The organism is Paenibacillus sp. FSL K6-1566 (assembly GCF_038050475.1).
GTDB classification, from domain to species: Bacteria; Bacillota; Bacilli; order Paenibacillales; family Paenibacillaceae; genus Paenibacillus_AQ; species Paenibacillus_AQ lactis.
In genome coordinates this window covers 5,757,090-5,774,226 of record NZ_JBBOSR010000001.1, presented here as the reverse complement: position 1 = coordinate 5,774,226, position 17,137 = coordinate 5,757,090, and the positions used below count along the sequence as shown (strand labels likewise).

Genomic DNA, 17,137 nt, shown 5'->3' with positions numbered 1-17,137 from the left:
GAAAGAGAGGGTTGTGAGGTAGACCATAAGCTTCATAAGCGCCAGAGCTTGAAAAATGCGCGGGGAAATCGTTATGACGAATCGATGTGATAACGAAACGGCACAATCAAGCTGACGAGGTGGAGGTGTTCGGATTGTTCGGCGGGGACCTCCCGGGATTGCACCAGAACCGTAAGCTGAACGCGGAAAAGGAATGGGCGACCGTTCTTACAACGCATCAGCAGGTGCTCATCGTATTTCATAAAAACATGAATGTGCGAATCAAGTGTGCGTACAGCGCGGTGGAAGAAGAGTGCATTCATGATTGTTCAATAGCTTAAGAGAATGCTATCGTTGAACATTGATAATTGAATAGATCATTCTTCTTTCGTAATGCCGCACAGCAGGTGCGCATTCTTCTTTTCGCATAACCATTACTTTTGGAAACCGAACGGAGGAATCATACAATGTGTGGTATTGTCGGATATATTGGAAATCAGAAGACGCAAACGGTGTTGCTGGAAGGACTCAAAAAGCTCGAGTATCGCGGATATGACTCTGCAGGAATCGCAGTGTTTACCAATGAAGGGCTTCGCATAGCCAAGGCACAGGGACGTCTGGCCAATCTTGAGGAACGGCTGGAAACAGCGCCGCTGGTTGGTACGGCCGGGATCGGTCATACCCGCTGGGCTACGCATGGCCGTCCATCGGATGTCAACTCCCATCCGCATACGGACGAGAGCCAGAAGTTCTCGGTCGTACACAACGGGATCGTTGAGAACTACCTGGAGCTGAAGGAAGAGCTGATCCAGCAAGGGCATCACTTTGTGTCCGAGACCGATACGGAAGTGATCTCGCATCTCATCGCCCGTGAATATGACGGAGATATCGTGAAGGCGGTGCAGAAGGCGATCAAGTATATGAGAGGGGCTTTTGCTCTTGGCGTACTAACGGAGTACGAACCGGATAAGCTGGTTGCCGTTCGTCAAGCCAGCCCGCTCATTATCGGCCTTGGTGAAGGCGAGAACTTTATCGGTTCTGATATTCCGGCGATTTTGAAATATACGCGGAACGTATATATTTTGAATGACGGCGAGATGGCGCTGCTCACTGCAGATGCTGTCGAATTGATGACGATCGAAGGGAATTTTATTTCTCGGGAAATGATTCGTGTCGATTGGGATGCCGTCACGGCGGAAAAAGGCGGGTTCGATCACTTTATGCTGAAGGAGATCCACGAGCAGCCGAAGGCCTATCGGGATACGATGCTGGGCCGCGTGGATGAGAGCGGACGGAAAGTCGTCCTCCCTGAGCTGAAGCTGACGAACGAGCAGATCGCGAATATTCGCAATGTCCAAATCATTGCCTGCGGAACGGCTTACCATGCCGGTCTTGTCGGACGCAGCGTGATCGAGGGAATGGTACGTATACCTGTCGAGAACGACGTGGCTTCCGAATATCGTTACCGTTCGCCGATTGTCACGCCTGAGACGCTGGTCATCGTTGTGAGCCAGTCCGGCGAGACGGCAGATACGCTGGCAGCCCTTCGTGAAGCGAAGAGCCACGGCGCCCATGTTCTGGCGATTACGAACGTGGTCGGCAGCTCGATCGCCCGTGAAGCCGACGACGTGCTTGGTACGTTGGCAGGACCTGAAATCGCGGTTGCTTCGACAAAAGCCTACACCTCCCAGCTGATCGCATTCTATCTGCTTGGTCTGTATCTGGCTCAGGTACGCGGCACGATGACGGAGGACGCTGTTGCCGAAGTGATTGCTGCGATGGAAGCTCTGCCGGAGCAGGTGGAAGCGATGCTGGCGAATGCCGAATCGATCAAAGCCTATGCCGAGCAGATCGCCAAGCATGAGCACCTGTTCTTTATCGGCCGCGGCCAAGATTATGCGGTAGCCCAGGAAGGCTCCCTGAAGCTGAAGGAGATCTCCTACATCCATTCCGAGGCCTACGCTGCCGGTGAGCTGAAGCACGGCACGCTCGCTTTAATTGAGGAAGGGATTCCGGTGATTGCTCTTGCAACCCAGGAAGCGGTGCTGGAGAAAACTGTAAGCAACATTAAGGAAGTGAAGGCGCGGGGTGCGGAAGTCATGGCCATTACCTACGAGGAGCATGTGGCTGACCTGCTGAAGTCGGTCGACCAAGCCTTCGCGATTCCAAAGACGCTGCCGGTGCTGACTGCCGCCTTGTCCGTGATCCCGCTGCAGCTGCTTGCTTACTATGCTTCCCTCGCTCGAGGCAATGACGTGGATAAGCCGCGGAACCTGGCGAAGAGCGTGACGGTAGAGTAAGCGTGGGCTTTGCTCGTAATTGTGTGAATGTATTAAATATTCTTTGTAACTGAATAATAAAGCTTGTAACCAATAAAAGAAGTATGCATATGGAAACCATGGATTGTAACTTCTAAACCAAAAGAGTTCAGATTAGTCTGAGCTCTTTTGTTGTTTAATCAAGAAAATCAGAGGGTTTAATATAAAAAAGGCTAACAGCATTCTAGGAATCTTGTTGTACCTTTAGGTTCCCTAGATTAAAACTGGAACATAATAGCAATTGATAAGAAATGCTCGAACCGGGAAAATGATATATTTGTTTCGTAAATCATGAAAGCAAGGAGTGATTGAAGGAATGGGTGACGTGATTTTAACAATGCAGCTTTCGCTGGACGGCGTCGTATCGGATGAAAATCAGTGGATGACATTGAGCGAAGAGATCTTTGAGGATTACTTGGATTATTACAATACTGTCGATACGATTATCGTAGGCAGAAATTCGTACGCTTCGTTAGCCCAGCATTGGCAGCAGGCGGAGCATTCTTCCAATGCGCTGGAACGGGCCATCGCCATTCGCATGAACGAGATCTCCAAAGTGGTCATTTCCAGCTCCAAAGTCGATTTGGTCTGGAGAAACTCGCAGCAGATTGGGAGTGGCAATACTTCGCTCGCTCGCGAGCTGGAAGCACTGAAAAGCCGGGTCAATCGAATTTCCGTCGAAAGCGGAGTAAAGACATGGCAATCTTTCATCCACAGCGGACTTTACGACGAACTGTGGCTGCTCGTTCATCCCGTCATCGCTTCCCGCGGCGAGCGCTTGTTCGCTTTGGCCAACAAGCAGCAGTCCCTCCGGTTGATCCGCTCCAAAACATACAAGAACGGCGTCGTCGGCTTGCATTACCAGCGAAAATAATTTAAGAAAAAAGAGGGGCGAGAACTGATGAACAACGTTATATCCAAAGATGGAACGGCCATCGCCTATGACCAATACGGCAACGGTCCGGCTGTGATCCTGGTAACTGGCGCTCTAGGGTATCGCAAGTTCCCTTCGCAAGAGCAACTGGCAGATTTGCTGGCGAACCATTATACCGTGATCAATTACGACCGACGTGGGCGGGGAGACAGTGACGACACACCGCCCTATGCGGTGGAGCGCGAGATTGAAGATATCGATGCACTAATAGAATCCGTGGGCGGGAGCGCCTATTTGTATGGTGTATCGTCCGGAGCAATTCTCGCCCTGGAGGCCGCTGATCAGTTGTCTGAAAAAATCCCAAAGCTGGCGCTGTATGAACCGCCCCTCATCCTTGACGCAAGCCGTCCGCCTCTTCCCCTGGATTACGTCGAGCAGTTGGACGAGGCTATCTTGTCCCGACAACGCGACAAAGCTTTGGAAATTTTCATGACACAGGCGCTGCTTATTCCGGAAGAATACTTGGCTCCGCAGAAGGAAAGTCCGATATGGAGAGATTTTCTGGCTGTTGCGCATACGCTCGCATATGATGGAAGGATCGCACATGATGTGATGATCGGCAAGCCGCTGCCAACCAGCAAATGGGCTCGAGTAACGTCCTCCACAGTGGTAATTTCCGGCGCAAACAGCGAGCCTTTCTTCCATGAAGCTGCGAAAACATTGGCCCATCATCTCGTAAAGGCGAAGGATCGAGTGCTTGCGGGACAAGATCACAATGTCGATCCTGCGGCTCTCGTTCCTTTACTGGTCGAATTTTTCAACAGTTAAGGATACTTGGGCAAGGGATAAACCAGAGCTTTTATCTCCAAAGATTTAACCAGTTCAATTAAGAGACAAGGTTAGAGAGACTTAATAAAACACAGAAGAAGTGAAGTGTCTGAAAGTTAATTATTCTTTCTAAACTGAATAATATGATAAGCAACACAAGAGCCCCTCAAGTTATTTAACAGAGGGGCTCTTGTTATTGCAGAAATCAAGGACACTTGGGTAGGCCAAGCATTATGTAAAGTCAAAATAGCCGTGAATGATTGAGCCTGGCCAAACCACGGTGACGCATCCATCCTCGACTAAGTCAAAATCCTTCTCAGGCTTACTCTCGTTGAATCGAGTTGGCCGAAATAAAGTAGGGCAGCAGGGGGTTATCGTTCTTCGTATTGAATTCCCCGTTCGTTAAACACTTTCATGACCACAAACATGGCATCCAGCGCTTTGGGAAAGCCTGCGTAAGATACGCAGTGCATGACGGCCTCTACAATCTCATTTGGCGTAAGCCCGGCATTCAAGGCTGCTTCGATATGAAAATCGAGCTGAGCCGCTGCGCCTGAGGCAAGCATAGCCGCTATGGTAAGCAGGCTCCTTTGTTTTAGATCCAGGCCTGGACGGGAATACAGCGAGCCATAAGGGAACTCGACAATCAGCCTGGCCATATCCGGTGAGAATTTTTCCATCTGTTTGACCGTTGCGTTCAGTCGTTCTTCACTTACCATCTGTTGCAAAACTTCGATTCCTTTATTATAGCGATTCGACTCCATAAACGTCCTCCGTAAGCTTTAATCTAGACTAAGCAATCGGGTAAGAATCGGCGGGATTTCTTGCGGATCCACCATGACCTCGATTACCGTAGCCGTATGGGACTGCAAGGCTGACTGAACCGCCCTCGTAATGTCGGCTTCATTTTCGCAGCGGAATGCCATGGCGCCCATGGATTGGGCAAATAAGCTCACATCCAGCGGTCGTTCATAGACAGCGCCTACCGAACGTCCGGTGTTATAAGACATTCCCTTTTCCACCATATCTAAACGGCCGTTATTCAGTACAAAGAAAATAACCGGAATTCCATGGTTCACGGCTGTCGATATCTCGGTGCCGTGCATCATGATGCAGCCGTCGCCGGTCACGCAGACGACAGGGCGATCGGGCATGGCAATTTTCGCTCCGATCGAATAGCCGATCGCTGCCCCCATAGCGATGAACACTTCATCGAAATAGAATGTCCCGGGCTCGATGATCTCGAAGTTTTGTACGGCATGAAAGGAGTGACTCCCTGCATCCCCGAAGAGAACTGCCTCTTTCGGGAGCACGGATCGCAAGCTTCGGAACGCCGTTCCCGCTGACAACACGGATTCCGCTTGGGAGGTCGCTGCTGCCACTTGTGCCCGGGCAATCAGCATCTCATGCTCTTTGGACGATGCCCCGCTTTGCGAGATAAGTTGAGTCAGGTTAGAGCGGATATCGCCAAGAATCAGTTGCGTCGGCGCCTGAATGGTTTTACCTGCGAACTTAAGGTCATACTCAAATTGCAAAACCTTTTCCGGCTCCATATCGGGCGTAAATCCGGACAAGGACATATCGCACAATTTGCTGCCGACGACGATCATCAGGTCAATGCCGGATCTCATATAATCGGTTGCATGCTTGGAACCGCCGAGACCATACCCGCCTAGGTATAAGGGGTGGCTGGTAGGAAATGCTCCTTTCGCACCCGGCGTGGTCATTACAGGAATCCCCCAATGCTCGGCCATAATCCGCAATGGTTCATAGGCATCTGCCATAACGGCGCCTTTGCCCAGAAAGAGGACGGGCTTCTTAGCCTCGCCCAGCATCGATATCGCCTTATCGATATCGGGGGATACAACTGGTGAAATGTGGTCTGGCAAAGGCAGGTAGAAGCTCTCGACTTCCTCCATCAGCACATCAAATGGGATACAAAGATGAACAGGGCCTTTTTCACCCGTGTAGGCTTTTTCCAGGGCATGTTTAAGGTACAAGTAAAGAAGGTCCCCACGTTCGATGCGGGCACTGAACAAGGTAACGGGCTCGAACATCTTAACCAAATCGGCCCCAAACTGGCTTGAATCCTGACTTAAAGCGCGCCCAGTCTCCCGCATCGATGGCTGGCCGGTGATGAACAACACCGGTAACTGGAACTCTTTGGCCTGCCCGGCGGCTGTGATCAGATTCGTTCCTCCCGGGCCGGAAGTACCAATCGCGATCCCCATTGTTTTTTTCGCCAGTGCATAGCCTGACGCTTCAAACCCACAGCCAGCTTCGTGACGACCCAGCACATACTGAATACCGTGGCTTTCAAGCTCCAGCATCAGCGGAGAAATGGACTTTCCGGGAATTCCGAATACGTGAGAAATCCCCCAATTTTTAAAATGCTCGACTAATAGGGTATACACTCTCTTTTTCATCCTATCACCCCTGCAAATTGGTTTTTATTGTCGCCGTTTTGTTCAACAACCGCTCGATTTGTTCTGCGGGTAAAGGTGGGTAATAATAAAACCCTTGCACTTCATGGCAGCTTTGACTGCGCAGGAAATCCAACTGATCCTTGGTTTCTACGCCTTCTGCGATAACATCGATGCCAAGCTTATGAGCCATCGCTATGATCGTAGCCACAATGTCCGCGTCATTCGAATCCGTCATAATATTCCTGACAAAGGATTGATCAATCTTCAGCCGGTCAATCGAAAACAATTTTAAGTAGTAAAGATTGCTATAGCCCGTCCCAAAGTCGTCGATGCAAATTTGTATGCCTAGTTCCTTCAGTTTCCCGAGTACCTCGATCGCAACATCGACATTCATCGTCATCGACTCGGTAATCTCGAGCTCCAGGTATTGGGGATCGATGTGGGTTTCGAGTAAAATCTCTTTGATGGTGTCTACCAAATTATATCTTGAGAATTGGCGAGAAGAGAGATTGACCGATACGCTCATAGGAGGGAACCCCTTATCCTTCCATATTTGATTCTGAAGGCACGCGGTTTTGAGCACCCATTCCCCAAGGGGGACAATGAGTCCTGTTTCCTCGGCGATCGGGATGAACTTAGTTGGAGGGACCAAGCCGAGAGTCGGATGATTCCAACGAACGAGCGCCTCGGTACCGATGATGTTCCCAGTCAGAATATCGATTTGGGGCTGGTAATATACCACGAATTCATCTAGGTCTAACGCTTTACGGATTGAATGCTCCAAGGTAAGTCTTTCAATACCGCTGCTGTTTGGCACAGGTTTGAAAATGTTATAATTGTTCTTCCCGTCGTCTTTCATCCGGTAAAGAGCAATGTCGGCATTCTTCATGAGCACCTCGACATTCGTGCCGTCTTGAGGATAGAAGACAACACCGATACTGGCCGTTATATAGAATTCATAGCCGTCTACCGCAAATGGTTTCTCAAATGCTTTTATAATCTCTTCGGCAACATGAATGGCTTCCGTATGATCCGTAATCTCTTGCAGGAGGATCGTGAATTCATCCCCGCCCATTCTGGAAACCAGTTGATTCGGAGCATGACAGCAAGTTTTCAGACGCTCGGCAACCAGCTTTAACAGCACGTCTCCGTTGTTATGGCCCAGCGTGTCATTAATCTTCTTGAAGCTGTCCAGATCAAGAAACATGACGGCAAAGATACTGTTTTCTTTCACCCCATGCTTCAGGAGCTCATCAATATGCCTGGTGAAGAATCTTCGATTCGGCAAACCGGTTAAATCGTCATGATAGGCTAAATAATTGATTTGCTTTTGCGTATGATAACGCTCCGTGATATCCCGAAACTGTGCAAATGCGCCCATGACCTGCATATTCTCATCACGAATAGGGAAGGCGTCAAACAGGCAGACCAGCTCATCTTGGCCCGTCCGAGGGTGCAGCATGAATTCCATATTTTCGTATTCTTTTCCCGTTTGAAGGACCTCTTTAATGAACTCATTTGTTTTGGCATCCGGAATAGGTTTATTAGTAACATCCTGCTTCTTGGAACCCGTTAAAATTTCAGCAAACTTGTTAAACTCGGTTATGTTCCCATCCCGATCCGTAATGATGATGCCGTTTCTTGTTGTTTCGATAACCACCTGGTTCAATATGTGCAATCGTCTATTTTGCTTTTTCAGCAGGAGCTCTCTTTCGATTGAATCTACGACCGTACTCAGCATCGCCAGCAAAAATGGGTTATGCTGATCGATCGTCGTCATAATCGTAATGGTTCCAAGCAGGTTGGAGATATCTGTATATTGGAAGGGGACGGAATAACACGCGGAGGACCACAAAAACTCATAATAATGCTCGTCCCCGACAAGCTGAATGGGCTGACGATGATCCAAAACCAAATTAATGCTGTTAGTTCCGGCTTCTTGCTCGTTGAACACGAGGCCAATCTGTATGCCCGATTGCTGAACCACACTCTTGATCGCTTCATCCCCGGCCATTTCCAGAATACAGCCATTCTCATCGGAAATCAGGATCAGCAGTGGAATCCCTTTCATGAGCTCCAACATCTTATGTACAAAAAAATTGATTACCGACAATATTTCTTCGTATTCGGCCCGTTTTAGATTCAAATCGCCTTCTGATAAAAAGGTCGAAAAAGAGGGAACCCCCCGTGGATCAATACCTAGCTTCTCACATCTCTTTTTAGACTCCGAGATCAAGGATACTTTCGTCAAAGCAATCCCCATCCCCCTTCGCTCCATGAAAATGCAGTAAAATATACTTAGATCATGAGCAATCCTGTTATATATCACATTAGACGACACTTAAAGTTTTTTGTCAAATTATTTCTGTTAGATTTTGGGTGAAGAAAGTAAATAAATAAAGAGGCGGGGCATTTTGATGATCAATCGAAAATCATTCCGTTGTTATAATAGATTATGAGTTCATATTTTTATGAAAGAAGGCAAGGGGATATGAGGAAATTATTAAGAAAAGTATGCATGGTCGTAATGGGAATATCCATATTAAGCTTATTAGGATGCAGCGAGTTAAATAAAAAAACTGCCAAAATCATCGAGGAAAGGTTATCCGAAAAATACAATGAATCCTTTGAAGTAAAATACATAGGGGAACGATGGGGGACGAAAAGCAATAATACAGTAACTACATATGTTAAAGCATTAGATTCAGACATCATGTTTACTGCCGTAATGGATACCTCGGAAAACATCGTTGAAAATTATCCGGAGATGCGGTTAATGCATAAATTTGCCTCCGTTTTTAATAAGGCGATTGAAAATCAAGGGCTAGATGCATCTTCGTGGGTCAATATCCATCCGAAACAACCTATTGAAGTAACGAAAGATATGACGATTGAAGACTATCTTGAAAAATCGAAAGCAGAGTATATCCATGTTGAAATTGTCATGAGACATGATGAAAGTATTACAGCAGAGAAATTAAAAACGATTGTTCAGCAATCCTATGATCAGTTTAACGGCCCTTCGATTTCCGCAACGTATTGGATATTTAATGATGATGAATATATAAAGGTGAATGAATTTTTAGAGAAAGTAGCAAATATAGATCCTTCTTCTTTAGAAAGTTATAAATATGATCGTACAGTTTTCGTTGAATTAACGGAAAATGGTTTCGTAGATTCGGATGAAGATATTAATAAAAGGCTGGAAGGAGGGGGGGACTATAATAGCCTTCATTGATTACGAAAAAATGACCGATATCGCTAATCAATAAAAAAGGATGCAGCGCTTACTAGGGAAACGCTGCATCCTTTTATTTGGGGACAACGGAGACTTAAGACTTGGTCAGGTTTTAAGATGCTCCCGCATAGAAGACCGTTTAGATGAGCGGTACTAGATCTACCGCTTGACTAAGCCAAAGCACCAGCAAAAGCGCCGAGCGTCTTTTTGCATGCCGAGAAGGATTGCAGCTCAATGCAAATCCGTGGCACCGCATTTCTGTCCGCTTCCTGGTTACGTATAATCCAGACCCCTTCATTAGAAGGAAGTATAAACAAAATATCCTCGATTGCCGTCTGATTTCCGCTGCCAATTCTTATGGTGCTTAGATTGTCCATGGTACGGGCATTTTTTTGAAAATCCTGCTGCCATTTTGCAATCAGCTGCTGCTGGCCGGATGAAAGCTCGTCATTGAGAGGAGAGGCAGGGGATTCACCTGAAGTCAGCCGATTCCACAATTCTTCCGTGATCACAGCCTTGGATTCGGATAAAGTCAGCCCTTCGGCTTTCGAAGGCTTCACTCCATAGAAATGTGCTAGCTCTTCTTCCCAATCCGCCGGCTCTGTCCAGGTAAGAAAATGAAGTGTATGATTGTCAGACAAGTGGTACAAATACCGCTGCTGCAGTTCATGGATCGTGAGTACTTTGCTGGCATTCCGATCGGTAATCCCTCTTAGCATATAATTGCTGTGCAGCAAATGCTGAATCATTTGCGTAATTTCGGAAGTGAAACGAACCTCTCCATTCTCCTCATCCATCGATTCTATAAAACCTTTGGACATCAAGCTATGTGTAGCTGCCTGAAATAGAAGCTCCCATTTGTCTTCAGACAGATCTCCATAGTATGCCTTCATAAGTCCTGCAGCCATTTCCTCCCCTTGATGAACGGCCAAGGCGTATCCCAGCTCTTCTAATGAAAATACAAAGGTATGCTCGCTCATGTAAGCAAATCCTCCAGTACAGATCTATTTCGTTTCCTTTCCGTTACGGCTGATCAGCCCCCGCAGGCGCTTCATGACAGACTGAATTTCGGAATCGGTCAACAAATAATACGTATTCACAGTCCAGGTCTCCCTGTTCTTCAAATGAAAAATCAGCACGGGCAATTTCGGAAGCAGCCACTTTCGAATGGAAGGGCCGCTGTAGCTGATGCTTGTAATCTCCGCCCAGGATACGGTCCGCGTACCGTCCGAAATGGAATGTTGATCGTAGGTGAGCAGCTTCGTGTCTGATTTCAGCGCCTTGGGTAAGCTGACAACCAAATATCCTCCAAAGAACGGAATCCCGATTATAGCTGATGTGATACAAAAAAACTTGCGAATAAAGGAAGTATCCATAAAAAAAGCCGCGTACAGCAGAAACAGGCAGGCCAGCACAAACAGTAAACTGCCAAGGGATTTCCCCCATGCTACGGATTTCCGATAAGTTATTGCGTTCATGATTTAGCGCCTTCCTGAAATTATTTGAACAGTCCGCTAATCCAGCGAACTCCCTTTTCGACCACTTTAGCCGCGCCATCACCGACAAAGGCTCCAACCGTACCGCCTACATAGGAACCGATAGCCGCACCGACCGGACCGCCAATCATTGCACCGACGGCTCCGCCTGCTACAGCGCCGCCATAGGTCGCGGCTGTTTTTACAACAACGTTGGATGCGGCTACAGCTACTTCTTCCCCGTTGAGTTTGCCTTCACGATACTTGCTGACAAGACCGGAAGCCTCGCCGATCACATTAAAGGTTGCGTTAATCGGGAATATCTTTTTGGCGATCATCCCAGGGATTTTCTTGGTCTCGATCCCGTACCTGCCTTTTTCGACACCGGCTATAACCTGTCTGGTCCATTGAGGAAAGTTCTTGGCTTGACTGAAGCCTAGCCCAAAATTGAGACCGAATTTGCTAGCGACTCTATCAAAGCCTTTGATGCCCTTCATAATGAAGCCCGGGTTCACAATCTGGCGATTGATGCCTCTTGCCAGGTTCTTCAAGAATGTATTGTTGCCTTTGCCTTTAACCCATGGCGCATTATGAATTTTTGCGCGGGACGGATTTCGGGGATCTACCCTGAACCGTACCGTATTAGTTAAGACTAAGGAAGCGCCGACAGAGCTGTAAAGGAGAGTTCCCCACTTCTCCAAATTATCTCTCACTTGCAGCGTGTTGTTTAATACGTCCTGCGTTTGATCAATCGGATCGGCGGCCGTCCTTGCCTGTAACGAAGCTTGAGTGGAATCGGCCTCTGTAAAGCGGTTGACAATCGTATGTAATTCCGTGCTGACCGAGCCCACCGCTGCCGTGAAACGATCCATCTGCTGACGGGCCAGCTGGAAGTTTTGATAGAATTGCTGCCTTGTCGTACCTTCCCAACCGCTTTCAAGGATTTGGATCTGCTGGGTAAGGTGGCTGCAAATTTGCACCCCGACTTCTCGAGCCTGTGCAAATTGTCGGGATATCTCCATAAGTCTTTCCGGAGGAACTAATATTTTGCTCACGGCACTCACCTCAACAATGTACAGATTAATGTAATTATTGTAGTAAAGGTCATCCGTCTACACAAAAGGAACAAGTAACAGAATAGTAAAAAAATCGCTAGGTCCTTGGAACCATTTCCCTTTTCGCGGATTATTTATAAGCCAAGCGACAAACAGCCTTATCTTGAGCCAGCGCATAAGCGAGCGTTAATGGACCCAGTCGCCCCGCAGACATCGTGACACTTACAATGACGATATATCCGAGTCCGCAATAACAAAAAGCAAGACAATCGTTATGTTGACGACAGGATCGCCGACAAAGGAAGAGAGACTGTCCGACCAAAAGGAACCGGCGTTGTTGAAGGCAGAGACGGAATGGAAAAGTCCATAATAGAGTGCTTGTACCCAGCCGATCTCATGCCATCGAATGGCGAGGAGAATCGTTCCGAGCGTTTCAAAGGCAAATGAGATCAGCACCTTATACAGGGATAGTTTGACCAGTCCCTGTGACGATGTAGAGTGTGTCGTTTGATGAACATTTCGATTTTGCTGGGAGCGGATCGTTGGGTTGTTGCTTTACTATCCGTAATCCTTCTCATGGCCAAGGGGGGGTGATGCTTGACTTAGGAAAAACGAGGTGTCTACGACTTTCCCTTGACTTACCTTTAAATACTTGAATTCCCGATCGGTTTGTATACGCAACAAACCGGTTTCGAAATCCGTATTCAGTTCCTTGAAGAACAGCCCCTCCGCGACAACGTCGCCTTCGTCTTCACCTTTACGGATCAGATATAGTCCATCTTTGCTGACAACCGCAACCGGAATTCCACGCTCGTGAGTCTCCACGATGTGTTGATCCATTCGCTGCACAGCCACGATGTGCAGATCCGTCTCGCCGATTCGATTGAGCAGCTCATTGACGAATGAACCTTGTGTGATTTCCTGCCACCGTGTTTGGCCGGATTGTCCGATGATCAGCTGCGTTATCTGATAATGCTTGGCGGTCTCGGCGATGATGTCCGAAGCTTTATGACGATTATCATTAGGCTTGGTGATGAACGAAGCTCCATATTCATCACAGATGGTTTGCCAAAGGGCCATAAACTTTTCTTGCTCCAGATCGAGTTCATCCACAGCCGAGGGAATGACGCTCATCACATAGAGGGGACATTGCAGTAGTCTGGCGAGCTCGCCTCCTCTCCGAATCAGCCGTTCGCCGTTCGGCCCGTAGTAAACACACACCATAATTTTTTCATGATGTATCATGAATGCATCTGCTCCTTTCTGATCAAGCGGCTTGAGTCTTCTGAACCCAAGGAAAAAAGCCCGGTAGCAGAGACAATCTGCTTCCAGGCTTTGGACTGTGTTCCGAATAAACAAGTCAAAGTTGCACGGGCGTTATCTCTTGAGACGCTGACGAGGTTAGCTGTCGGATTCGGGTCTGAGAGTCCTCGAAGTGTCATATGAGATTATTGAAACGATGCAGCTTAATCTATACTTAGGTATTCTACGCGGATGGGCAACGAAAGGTTTCTTGCGAATTTTTCTTTTAAGGGAGATGCCTTTTGGAGAGCGGTATATAGGATTTGGAGGGAAGGCATGCATAAGATGGTTACTCGTTGTCCAAAACATAAGGGAACCATTGAACGATTGAGGAGACAAGCGTATGAATGAGCTATGGAATGAGATATGGAAATCCCTTGTTTTAATTATTTTTGGGATGCTGGTGCTCCGAATATCCGGCCGAAAATCGATCTCCCAAATGACCGTACCCACAACCATTACGATGATTTCGATCGGAACGATCATCGTACAACCGATCGCCGAAGAAAATTTAGTTCTGACCTTTGCAGCGGCCCTGGTCTTTATTCTGGTTCTCATCCTGGTCGAATTTATGCAAGTGCGTTGGAGCCGTTTTGAGAGGTGGATAAAGGGACCCGCCATTATCGTGATACAGGATGGTCAGCTTGAATTGCAGAATATGAAGAAGCTGAGGTTAACCGTGGATGCGCTTGAGATGAAATTGCGGCAGCAAGGGATATCCAAACGAAGTGATGTGAAGACCGCAACGATCGAGCCCAACGGACTGCTTGGTTATGAACTGCAGGATTCCGCAAAGCCGGTAACCTTGTCACAGTTGGAGGATTTGCTCTCCCAATACTTTACCGGAGCAGGTACAGGACATCCGGCTGTTGAGCCGAAGCCCTCTGATCCGGAGGTTAATTTGTTTAGTGAAATCAAGATAGGTGACGAGCACGTAAATAAAAAGCGGCTTCAATAAAAGTCATTCCCTACTTGATATGCTCCCCTTACGGTAGACAGGTAAATAATAACCTGTTTTCGAGAGGGGAGCATTTTTTATGTCCAGAATAGAGCGAAGTGCTTCAGAGAAATATGCCATTATTCAAGAAATCAGCTTGAGGAATATTGGGGTTAAAGCTCGTTTGACCGCTTTCGTTTGCCAAGAGGAGAAGAAGCAGGAGGGCCGCAAGAATGGCTTAAGCTTAAGCCTAATGCGGCTCTACTGATTCATTTTGTAAAAACCCATAATAAATAGAGAGAGAGAGGAAGAGCACAATTATTCCAATATTCCTTTCCAGAATACTTTCCATGTTGATTCTAATCTTCTCTCATATTCTTCATAAGAACAATTCATCAAATAGAACAACATTCCATCTAAGAGGCAAATGAATGATGTTGCAATGGTCTCTCTATCAATAAATTTATGATCTTCTGATTTAGCATCTAGAATAGTGTAAATTAATTTTCTGATTTCACTTTCAACCATACTATTATTTTGAAAGATGTGCTCTTTGAATTTTTCAGGCGGGAAAACACCGTACCTTTTAAGAAAAATCCCTCTGTCATTCATATAATAGTACTTATTTAACTTTTCTAGCAAATTATATAACTGATCCTTAATGGAAAGTGACTCCATAGTAGATGCTTGATGTTCAATGAATTTTACATAGTCATCTATAACGAAATCCACTATTTTTTCAAAGAGCTCATCTTTACTTGAAAAATAAGCATAAATGGAAGGGGTCTTAATGTTTACACAAGAAGCTATATCCTTAAGAGAAGTTTCCTCATACCCTTTCGAGGAAAACAACCTTAATCCGTGTTCTAGAATGCTTTGTTTAGTTTCTTCTCCCTTTTTCAATTTCTCACCTCAATTTACGAATGATCAGGACACAAGCTTAAGCCCTACGATACAAACTACAATACCGCCAACTAATGCTAATTTTTTTATACTTTTCGGCTCGTTAAAGATGAACATACCAAGCAACACACTTCCTGATGCCCCAATACCTGTCCACAAGCCATAGCCAATGCTAATAGGAATTTCTTTTAATGATATTGAAAGAAAGAAAAAGCTCAAGCCCATACAGATGATCAAAAATATGGTAGGTTTAAGTTTTGTAAACCCTTCAGTCAATTTAAGGCTAATAATGCCTCCAACTTCAAACAATCCTGCAATTATTATAAATAACCAACCCATATTATTCACCACTTTCTGTTTCGGTTTCATTTGATAGTAGTTTTAAACCGATAATACAGCCTATTAATACTAATACTAAAATAACTTTTGTAACGCTCACGGGATCACCTAACAAGGTCATTCCTACGATAGCTGTCCCAAACGCCCCCAGTCCCGTAAACACAGCGTAAGCAGTCGATACAGGAAGAATCACTAATGTTTTAGCGAAACACCAAAAACTTAATATCAGCAACGCTAGTGTAGGAATTAAAACAGGGATGTTAGTGAAGCCTTCGGAATACTTCAAACCAAGTGCCCAACCCACTTCAAATATTCCTCCGAGAATAAGAAAAAACCATGCCATTAGAATCTCTCCTTCGTCCTCTTTTTATATAGTCCAAACAAAAAAACTAACTAATGTTCATTAGATTTTTGTCGCAAAAAAACTTTTGTTCATGGTAATTAGCTTTATAGGTTTATAAAATCTAACTAATGTTAATTAGATTTTATAGTAAAGAGCTTTAAAATTCAACTTCTAAATAAGAGTTTTCTTTCGTGCGCTTCGCGGCAATACTTATCACACGCTATCTCCTGAATTGGGATGGATTCGCTTCGGCCCTTTCCTGTCTATGCCGGAGCATGGGGGGACGGCAAGATGTGAACAAATCTTATGACGATCAGGATGGCCTTCTTTCTCTTGATACGGATTGAGCCGAAGGCGAAAGCAAGCTATCATGGACATGGGATTGGCAAAGAGACGGAAATAGGGGGAAGACACTTATGGGATACCAACAAGCGCTGGAAGCATACATATCGGCAACGAACACCCATGATTTCGATCAAGTGGTTAAACTGCTGGATGAGAATGCGGTTTACTGGTTCTCGGACCGCAGCTGCGTTACGAAGGACGAGATCCGCGCTTACTTCGAACATGCCTGGGACGTCATTCGGGACGAGGTTTATTACGCTGACGACGTGAAGTGGATTGCCGAGAATTCCGGGACGGCGGTCTGCATCTATACCTACCGCTACGAGGGATATGCTCAAGGCAAGTTTACTACCGGCAAGGGAAGAGCGACCAATGTTTTCGTGCGGAACGGGGAAGGAGTTTGGAAGCTGAAGCATGAGCATCTTAGCCCGCTGAAGTAGAGGAATCGTCTATATAGGTGAAGGGAGCTGTTCCATTAGTAGCGTGTCTGCTTGGGACAGCTTTTTTTTTCTGTTACCAAGACATAACACCGAAAATAGAACGGTTTGTACACGAAGCGTTTGAGTATGAGAATTGCTTCCTTGAGGCTGGATGCTCCTGAGATTTCAATTTATTAACAGAATATAAAATTACAAGATTTTATCCCTGTTCTATGAAAATGTATCCCTTCTCAATTGCTAGGTAAGGTTCCATGATACAAATAGATTTAAAATTAAAAATGTAACCGCTGAAAGCAGGGGAAGGAGGCTGTAGCAGGGCTCGGGGCCAAATTGAA

Annotated in this window: 17 protein-coding genes; 7 read left to right on the top strand and 10 right to left on the bottom strand. The window is 46.3% G+C overall.

Annotation, left to right across the window (positions count from 1 at the left end; genetic code table 11):
- The first annotated feature begins 86 nt into the window (after nt 1–86).
- From NST08_RS25940 to NST08_RS25925, 4 genes are all read left to right on the top strand, one after another.
- Nucleotides 87–320 carry a hypothetical protein gene (locus tag NST08_RS25940; RefSeq protein ID WP_138919369.1) on the top strand — a complete coding sequence of 78 codons (234 nt, stop codon included), beginning with the start codon at nt 87–89 and terminating at the stop codon, nt 318–320.
- Nucleotides 321–446: 126 nt separating this feature from the next.
- Nucleotides 447–2,279, top strand: coding sequence for a glutamine--fructose-6-phosphate transaminase (isomerizing) (gene glmS / locus NST08_RS25935; protein WP_007133201.1), 1,833 nt, complete (start codon nt 447–449; stop codon nt 2,277–2,279).
- Nucleotides 2,280–2,613: 334 nt separating this feature from the next.
- Entirely contained in the window at nt 2,614–3,171 is a 558-nt protein-coding gene (locus NST08_RS25930) for a dihydrofolate reductase family protein (protein ID WP_007133202.1), read from the top strand.
- Nucleotides 3,172–3,198: 27 nt separating this feature from the next.
- On the top strand, nt 3,199–3,999 hold the full coding sequence (locus tag NST08_RS25925) for an alpha/beta fold hydrolase (protein WP_007133203.1): 801 nt from the start codon (nt 3,199–3,201) through the stop codon (nt 3,997–3,999).
- 371 nt (nt 4,000–4,370) lie between these two features.
- On the opposite strand, the gene NST08_RS25920 is transcribed toward NST08_RS25925, so the two are convergent.
- From NST08_RS25920 to NST08_RS25910, 3 genes are read right to left on the bottom strand one after another with little or no spacing between them, the layout of a single operon-like run.
- Nucleotides 4,371–4,763 (bottom strand): carboxymuconolactone decarboxylase family protein, encoded by a 393-nt coding sequence (locus NST08_RS25920; RefSeq protein ID WP_007133204.1) that lies wholly within the window; start codon nt 4,761–4,763, stop codon nt 4,371–4,373.
- A gap of 18 nt (nt 4,764–4,781) precedes the next feature.
- Nucleotides 4,782–6,425, bottom strand: coding sequence for a thiamine pyrophosphate-binding protein (locus tag NST08_RS25915; RefSeq protein WP_341342435.1), 1,644 nt, complete (start codon nt 6,423–6,425; stop codon nt 4,782–4,784).
- Between the two features lie 4 nt (nt 6,426–6,429).
- Nucleotides 6,430–8,496: a putative bifunctional diguanylate cyclase/phosphodiesterase gene (locus tag NST08_RS25910; protein WP_341342434.1), complete on the bottom strand. Its 2,067-nt coding sequence runs from the start codon at nt 8,494–8,496 to the stop codon at nt 6,430–6,432.
- Between the two features lie 420 nt (nt 8,497–8,916).
- Here NST08_RS25910 and NST08_RS25905 point away from each other — a divergent pair, with 420 nt between their 5' ends.
- Nucleotides 8,917–9,663 carry a hypothetical protein gene (locus tag NST08_RS25905; RefSeq protein WP_007133207.1) on the top strand — a complete coding sequence of 249 codons (747 nt, stop codon included), beginning with the start codon at nt 8,917–8,919 and terminating at the stop codon, nt 9,661–9,663.
- A 170-nt stretch (nt 9,664–9,833) separates the two neighbouring features.
- On the opposite strand, the gene NST08_RS25900 is transcribed toward NST08_RS25905, so the two are convergent.
- From NST08_RS25900 to NST08_RS25885, 4 genes are all read right to left on the bottom strand, one after another.
- Entirely contained in the window at nt 9,834–10,643 is an 810-nt protein-coding gene (locus tag NST08_RS25900; protein ID WP_007133208.1) for a hypothetical protein, read from the bottom strand.
- Nucleotides 10,644–10,667: 24 nt separating this feature from the next.
- A complete protein-coding gene (locus NST08_RS25895; protein WP_007133209.1) occupies nt 10,668–11,141 on the bottom strand; it encodes a DUF5381 family protein in 474 nt (157 codons plus the stop codon).
- Nucleotides 11,142–11,161: 20 nt separating this feature from the next.
- Nucleotides 11,162–12,193, bottom strand: coding sequence for a WXG100 family type VII secretion target (locus NST08_RS25890; protein WP_341342433.1), 1,032 nt, complete (start codon nt 12,191–12,193; stop codon nt 11,162–11,164).
- A 558-nt stretch (nt 12,194–12,751) separates the two neighbouring features.
- Nucleotides 12,752–13,438, bottom strand: a complete 687-nt coding sequence (locus tag NST08_RS25885) for a hypothetical protein (protein WP_007133211.1) — start codon at nt 13,436–13,438, stop codon at nt 12,752–12,754.
- Between the two features lie 400 nt (nt 13,439–13,838).
- Between NST08_RS25885 and NST08_RS25880 the strand changes: the two genes are divergently transcribed.
- Nucleotides 13,839–14,453 (top strand): DUF421 domain-containing protein, encoded by a 615-nt coding sequence (locus NST08_RS25880; RefSeq protein ID WP_007133212.1) that lies wholly within the window; start codon nt 13,839–13,841, stop codon nt 14,451–14,453.
- A gap of 297 nt (nt 14,454–14,750) precedes the next feature.
- Here NST08_RS25880 and NST08_RS25875 read toward each other — a convergent pair whose 3' ends face one another.
- Genes NST08_RS25875 through NST08_RS25865 form a run of 3 tightly spaced genes read right to left on the bottom strand, consistent with a single transcriptional unit; the run spans nt 14,751 to nt 16,017 of the window.
- Nucleotides 14,751–15,335 carry a TetR/AcrR family transcriptional regulator gene (locus tag NST08_RS25875; protein WP_007133213.1) on the bottom strand — a complete coding sequence of 195 codons (585 nt, stop codon included), beginning with the start codon at nt 15,333–15,335 and terminating at the stop codon, nt 14,751–14,753.
- A 24-nt stretch (nt 15,336–15,359) separates the two neighbouring features.
- On the bottom strand, nt 15,360–15,674 hold the full coding sequence (locus tag NST08_RS25870; RefSeq protein ID WP_040740412.1) for a DMT family transporter: 315 nt from the start codon (nt 15,672–15,674) through the stop codon (nt 15,360–15,362).
- 1 nt (nt 15,675) lies between these two features.
- Nucleotides 15,676–16,017: a DMT family transporter gene (locus NST08_RS25865; RefSeq protein ID WP_007133214.1), complete on the bottom strand. Its 342-nt coding sequence runs from the start codon at nt 16,015–16,017 to the stop codon at nt 15,676–15,678.
- A 416-nt stretch (nt 16,018–16,433) separates the two neighbouring features.
- Here NST08_RS25865 and NST08_RS25860 point away from each other — a divergent pair, with 416 nt between their 5' ends.
- Nucleotides 16,434–16,802: a YybH family protein gene (locus tag NST08_RS25860; RefSeq protein ID WP_341342432.1), complete on the top strand. Its 369-nt coding sequence runs from the start codon at nt 16,434–16,436 to the stop codon at nt 16,800–16,802.
- Nucleotides 16,803–17,137: the final 335 nt, after the last annotated feature.

Coding starts and splice junctions, on each gene's coding strand:
- glmS (WP_007133201.1), top strand. CDS start 447: ATGTGTGGTATTGTCGGATATATTGGAAATCAGAAGACGCAAACGGTG.
- NST08_RS25930 (WP_007133202.1), top strand. CDS start 2,614: ATGGGTGACGTGATTTTAACAATGCAGCTTTCGCTGGACGGCGTCGTA.
- NST08_RS25925 (WP_007133203.1), top strand. CDS start 3,199: ATGAACAACGTTATATCCAAAGATGGAACGGCCATCGCCTATGACCAA.
- NST08_RS25920 (WP_007133204.1), bottom strand. CDS start 4,763: ATGGAGTCGAATCGCTATAATAAAGGAATCGAAGTTTTGCAACAGATG.
- NST08_RS25915 (WP_341342435.1), bottom strand. CDS start 6,425: ATGAAAAAGAGAGTGTATACCCTATTAGTCGAGCATTTTAAAAATTGG.
- NST08_RS25910 (WP_341342434.1), bottom strand. CDS start 8,496: ATGAAAGGGATTCCACTGCTGATCCTGATTTCCGATGAGAATGGCTGT.
- NST08_RS25905 (WP_007133207.1), top strand. CDS start 8,917: ATGAGGAAATTATTAAGAAAAGTATGCATGGTCGTAATGGGAATATCC.
- NST08_RS25900 (WP_007133208.1), bottom strand. CDS start 10,643: ATGAGCGAGCATACCTTTGTATTTTCATTAGAAGAGCTGGGATACGCC.
- NST08_RS25895 (WP_007133209.1), bottom strand. CDS start 11,141: ATGAACGCAATAACTTATCGGAAATCCGTAGCATGGGGGAAATCCCTT.
- NST08_RS25885 (WP_007133211.1), bottom strand. CDS start 13,438: ATGATACATCATGAAAAAATTATGGTGTGTGTTTACTACGGGCCGAAC.
- NST08_RS25880 (WP_007133212.1), top strand. CDS start 13,839: ATGAATGAGCTATGGAATGAGATATGGAAATCCCTTGTTTTAATTATT.
- NST08_RS25870 (WP_040740412.1), bottom strand. CDS start 15,674: ATGGGTTGGTTATTTATAATAATTGCAGGATTGTTTGAAGTTGGAGGC.
- NST08_RS25865 (WP_007133214.1), bottom strand. CDS start 16,017: ATGGCATGGTTTTTTCTTATTCTCGGAGGAATATTTGAAGTGGGTTGG.
- NST08_RS25860 (WP_341342432.1), top strand. CDS start 16,434: ATGGGATACCAACAAGCGCTGGAAGCATACATATCGGCAACGAACACC.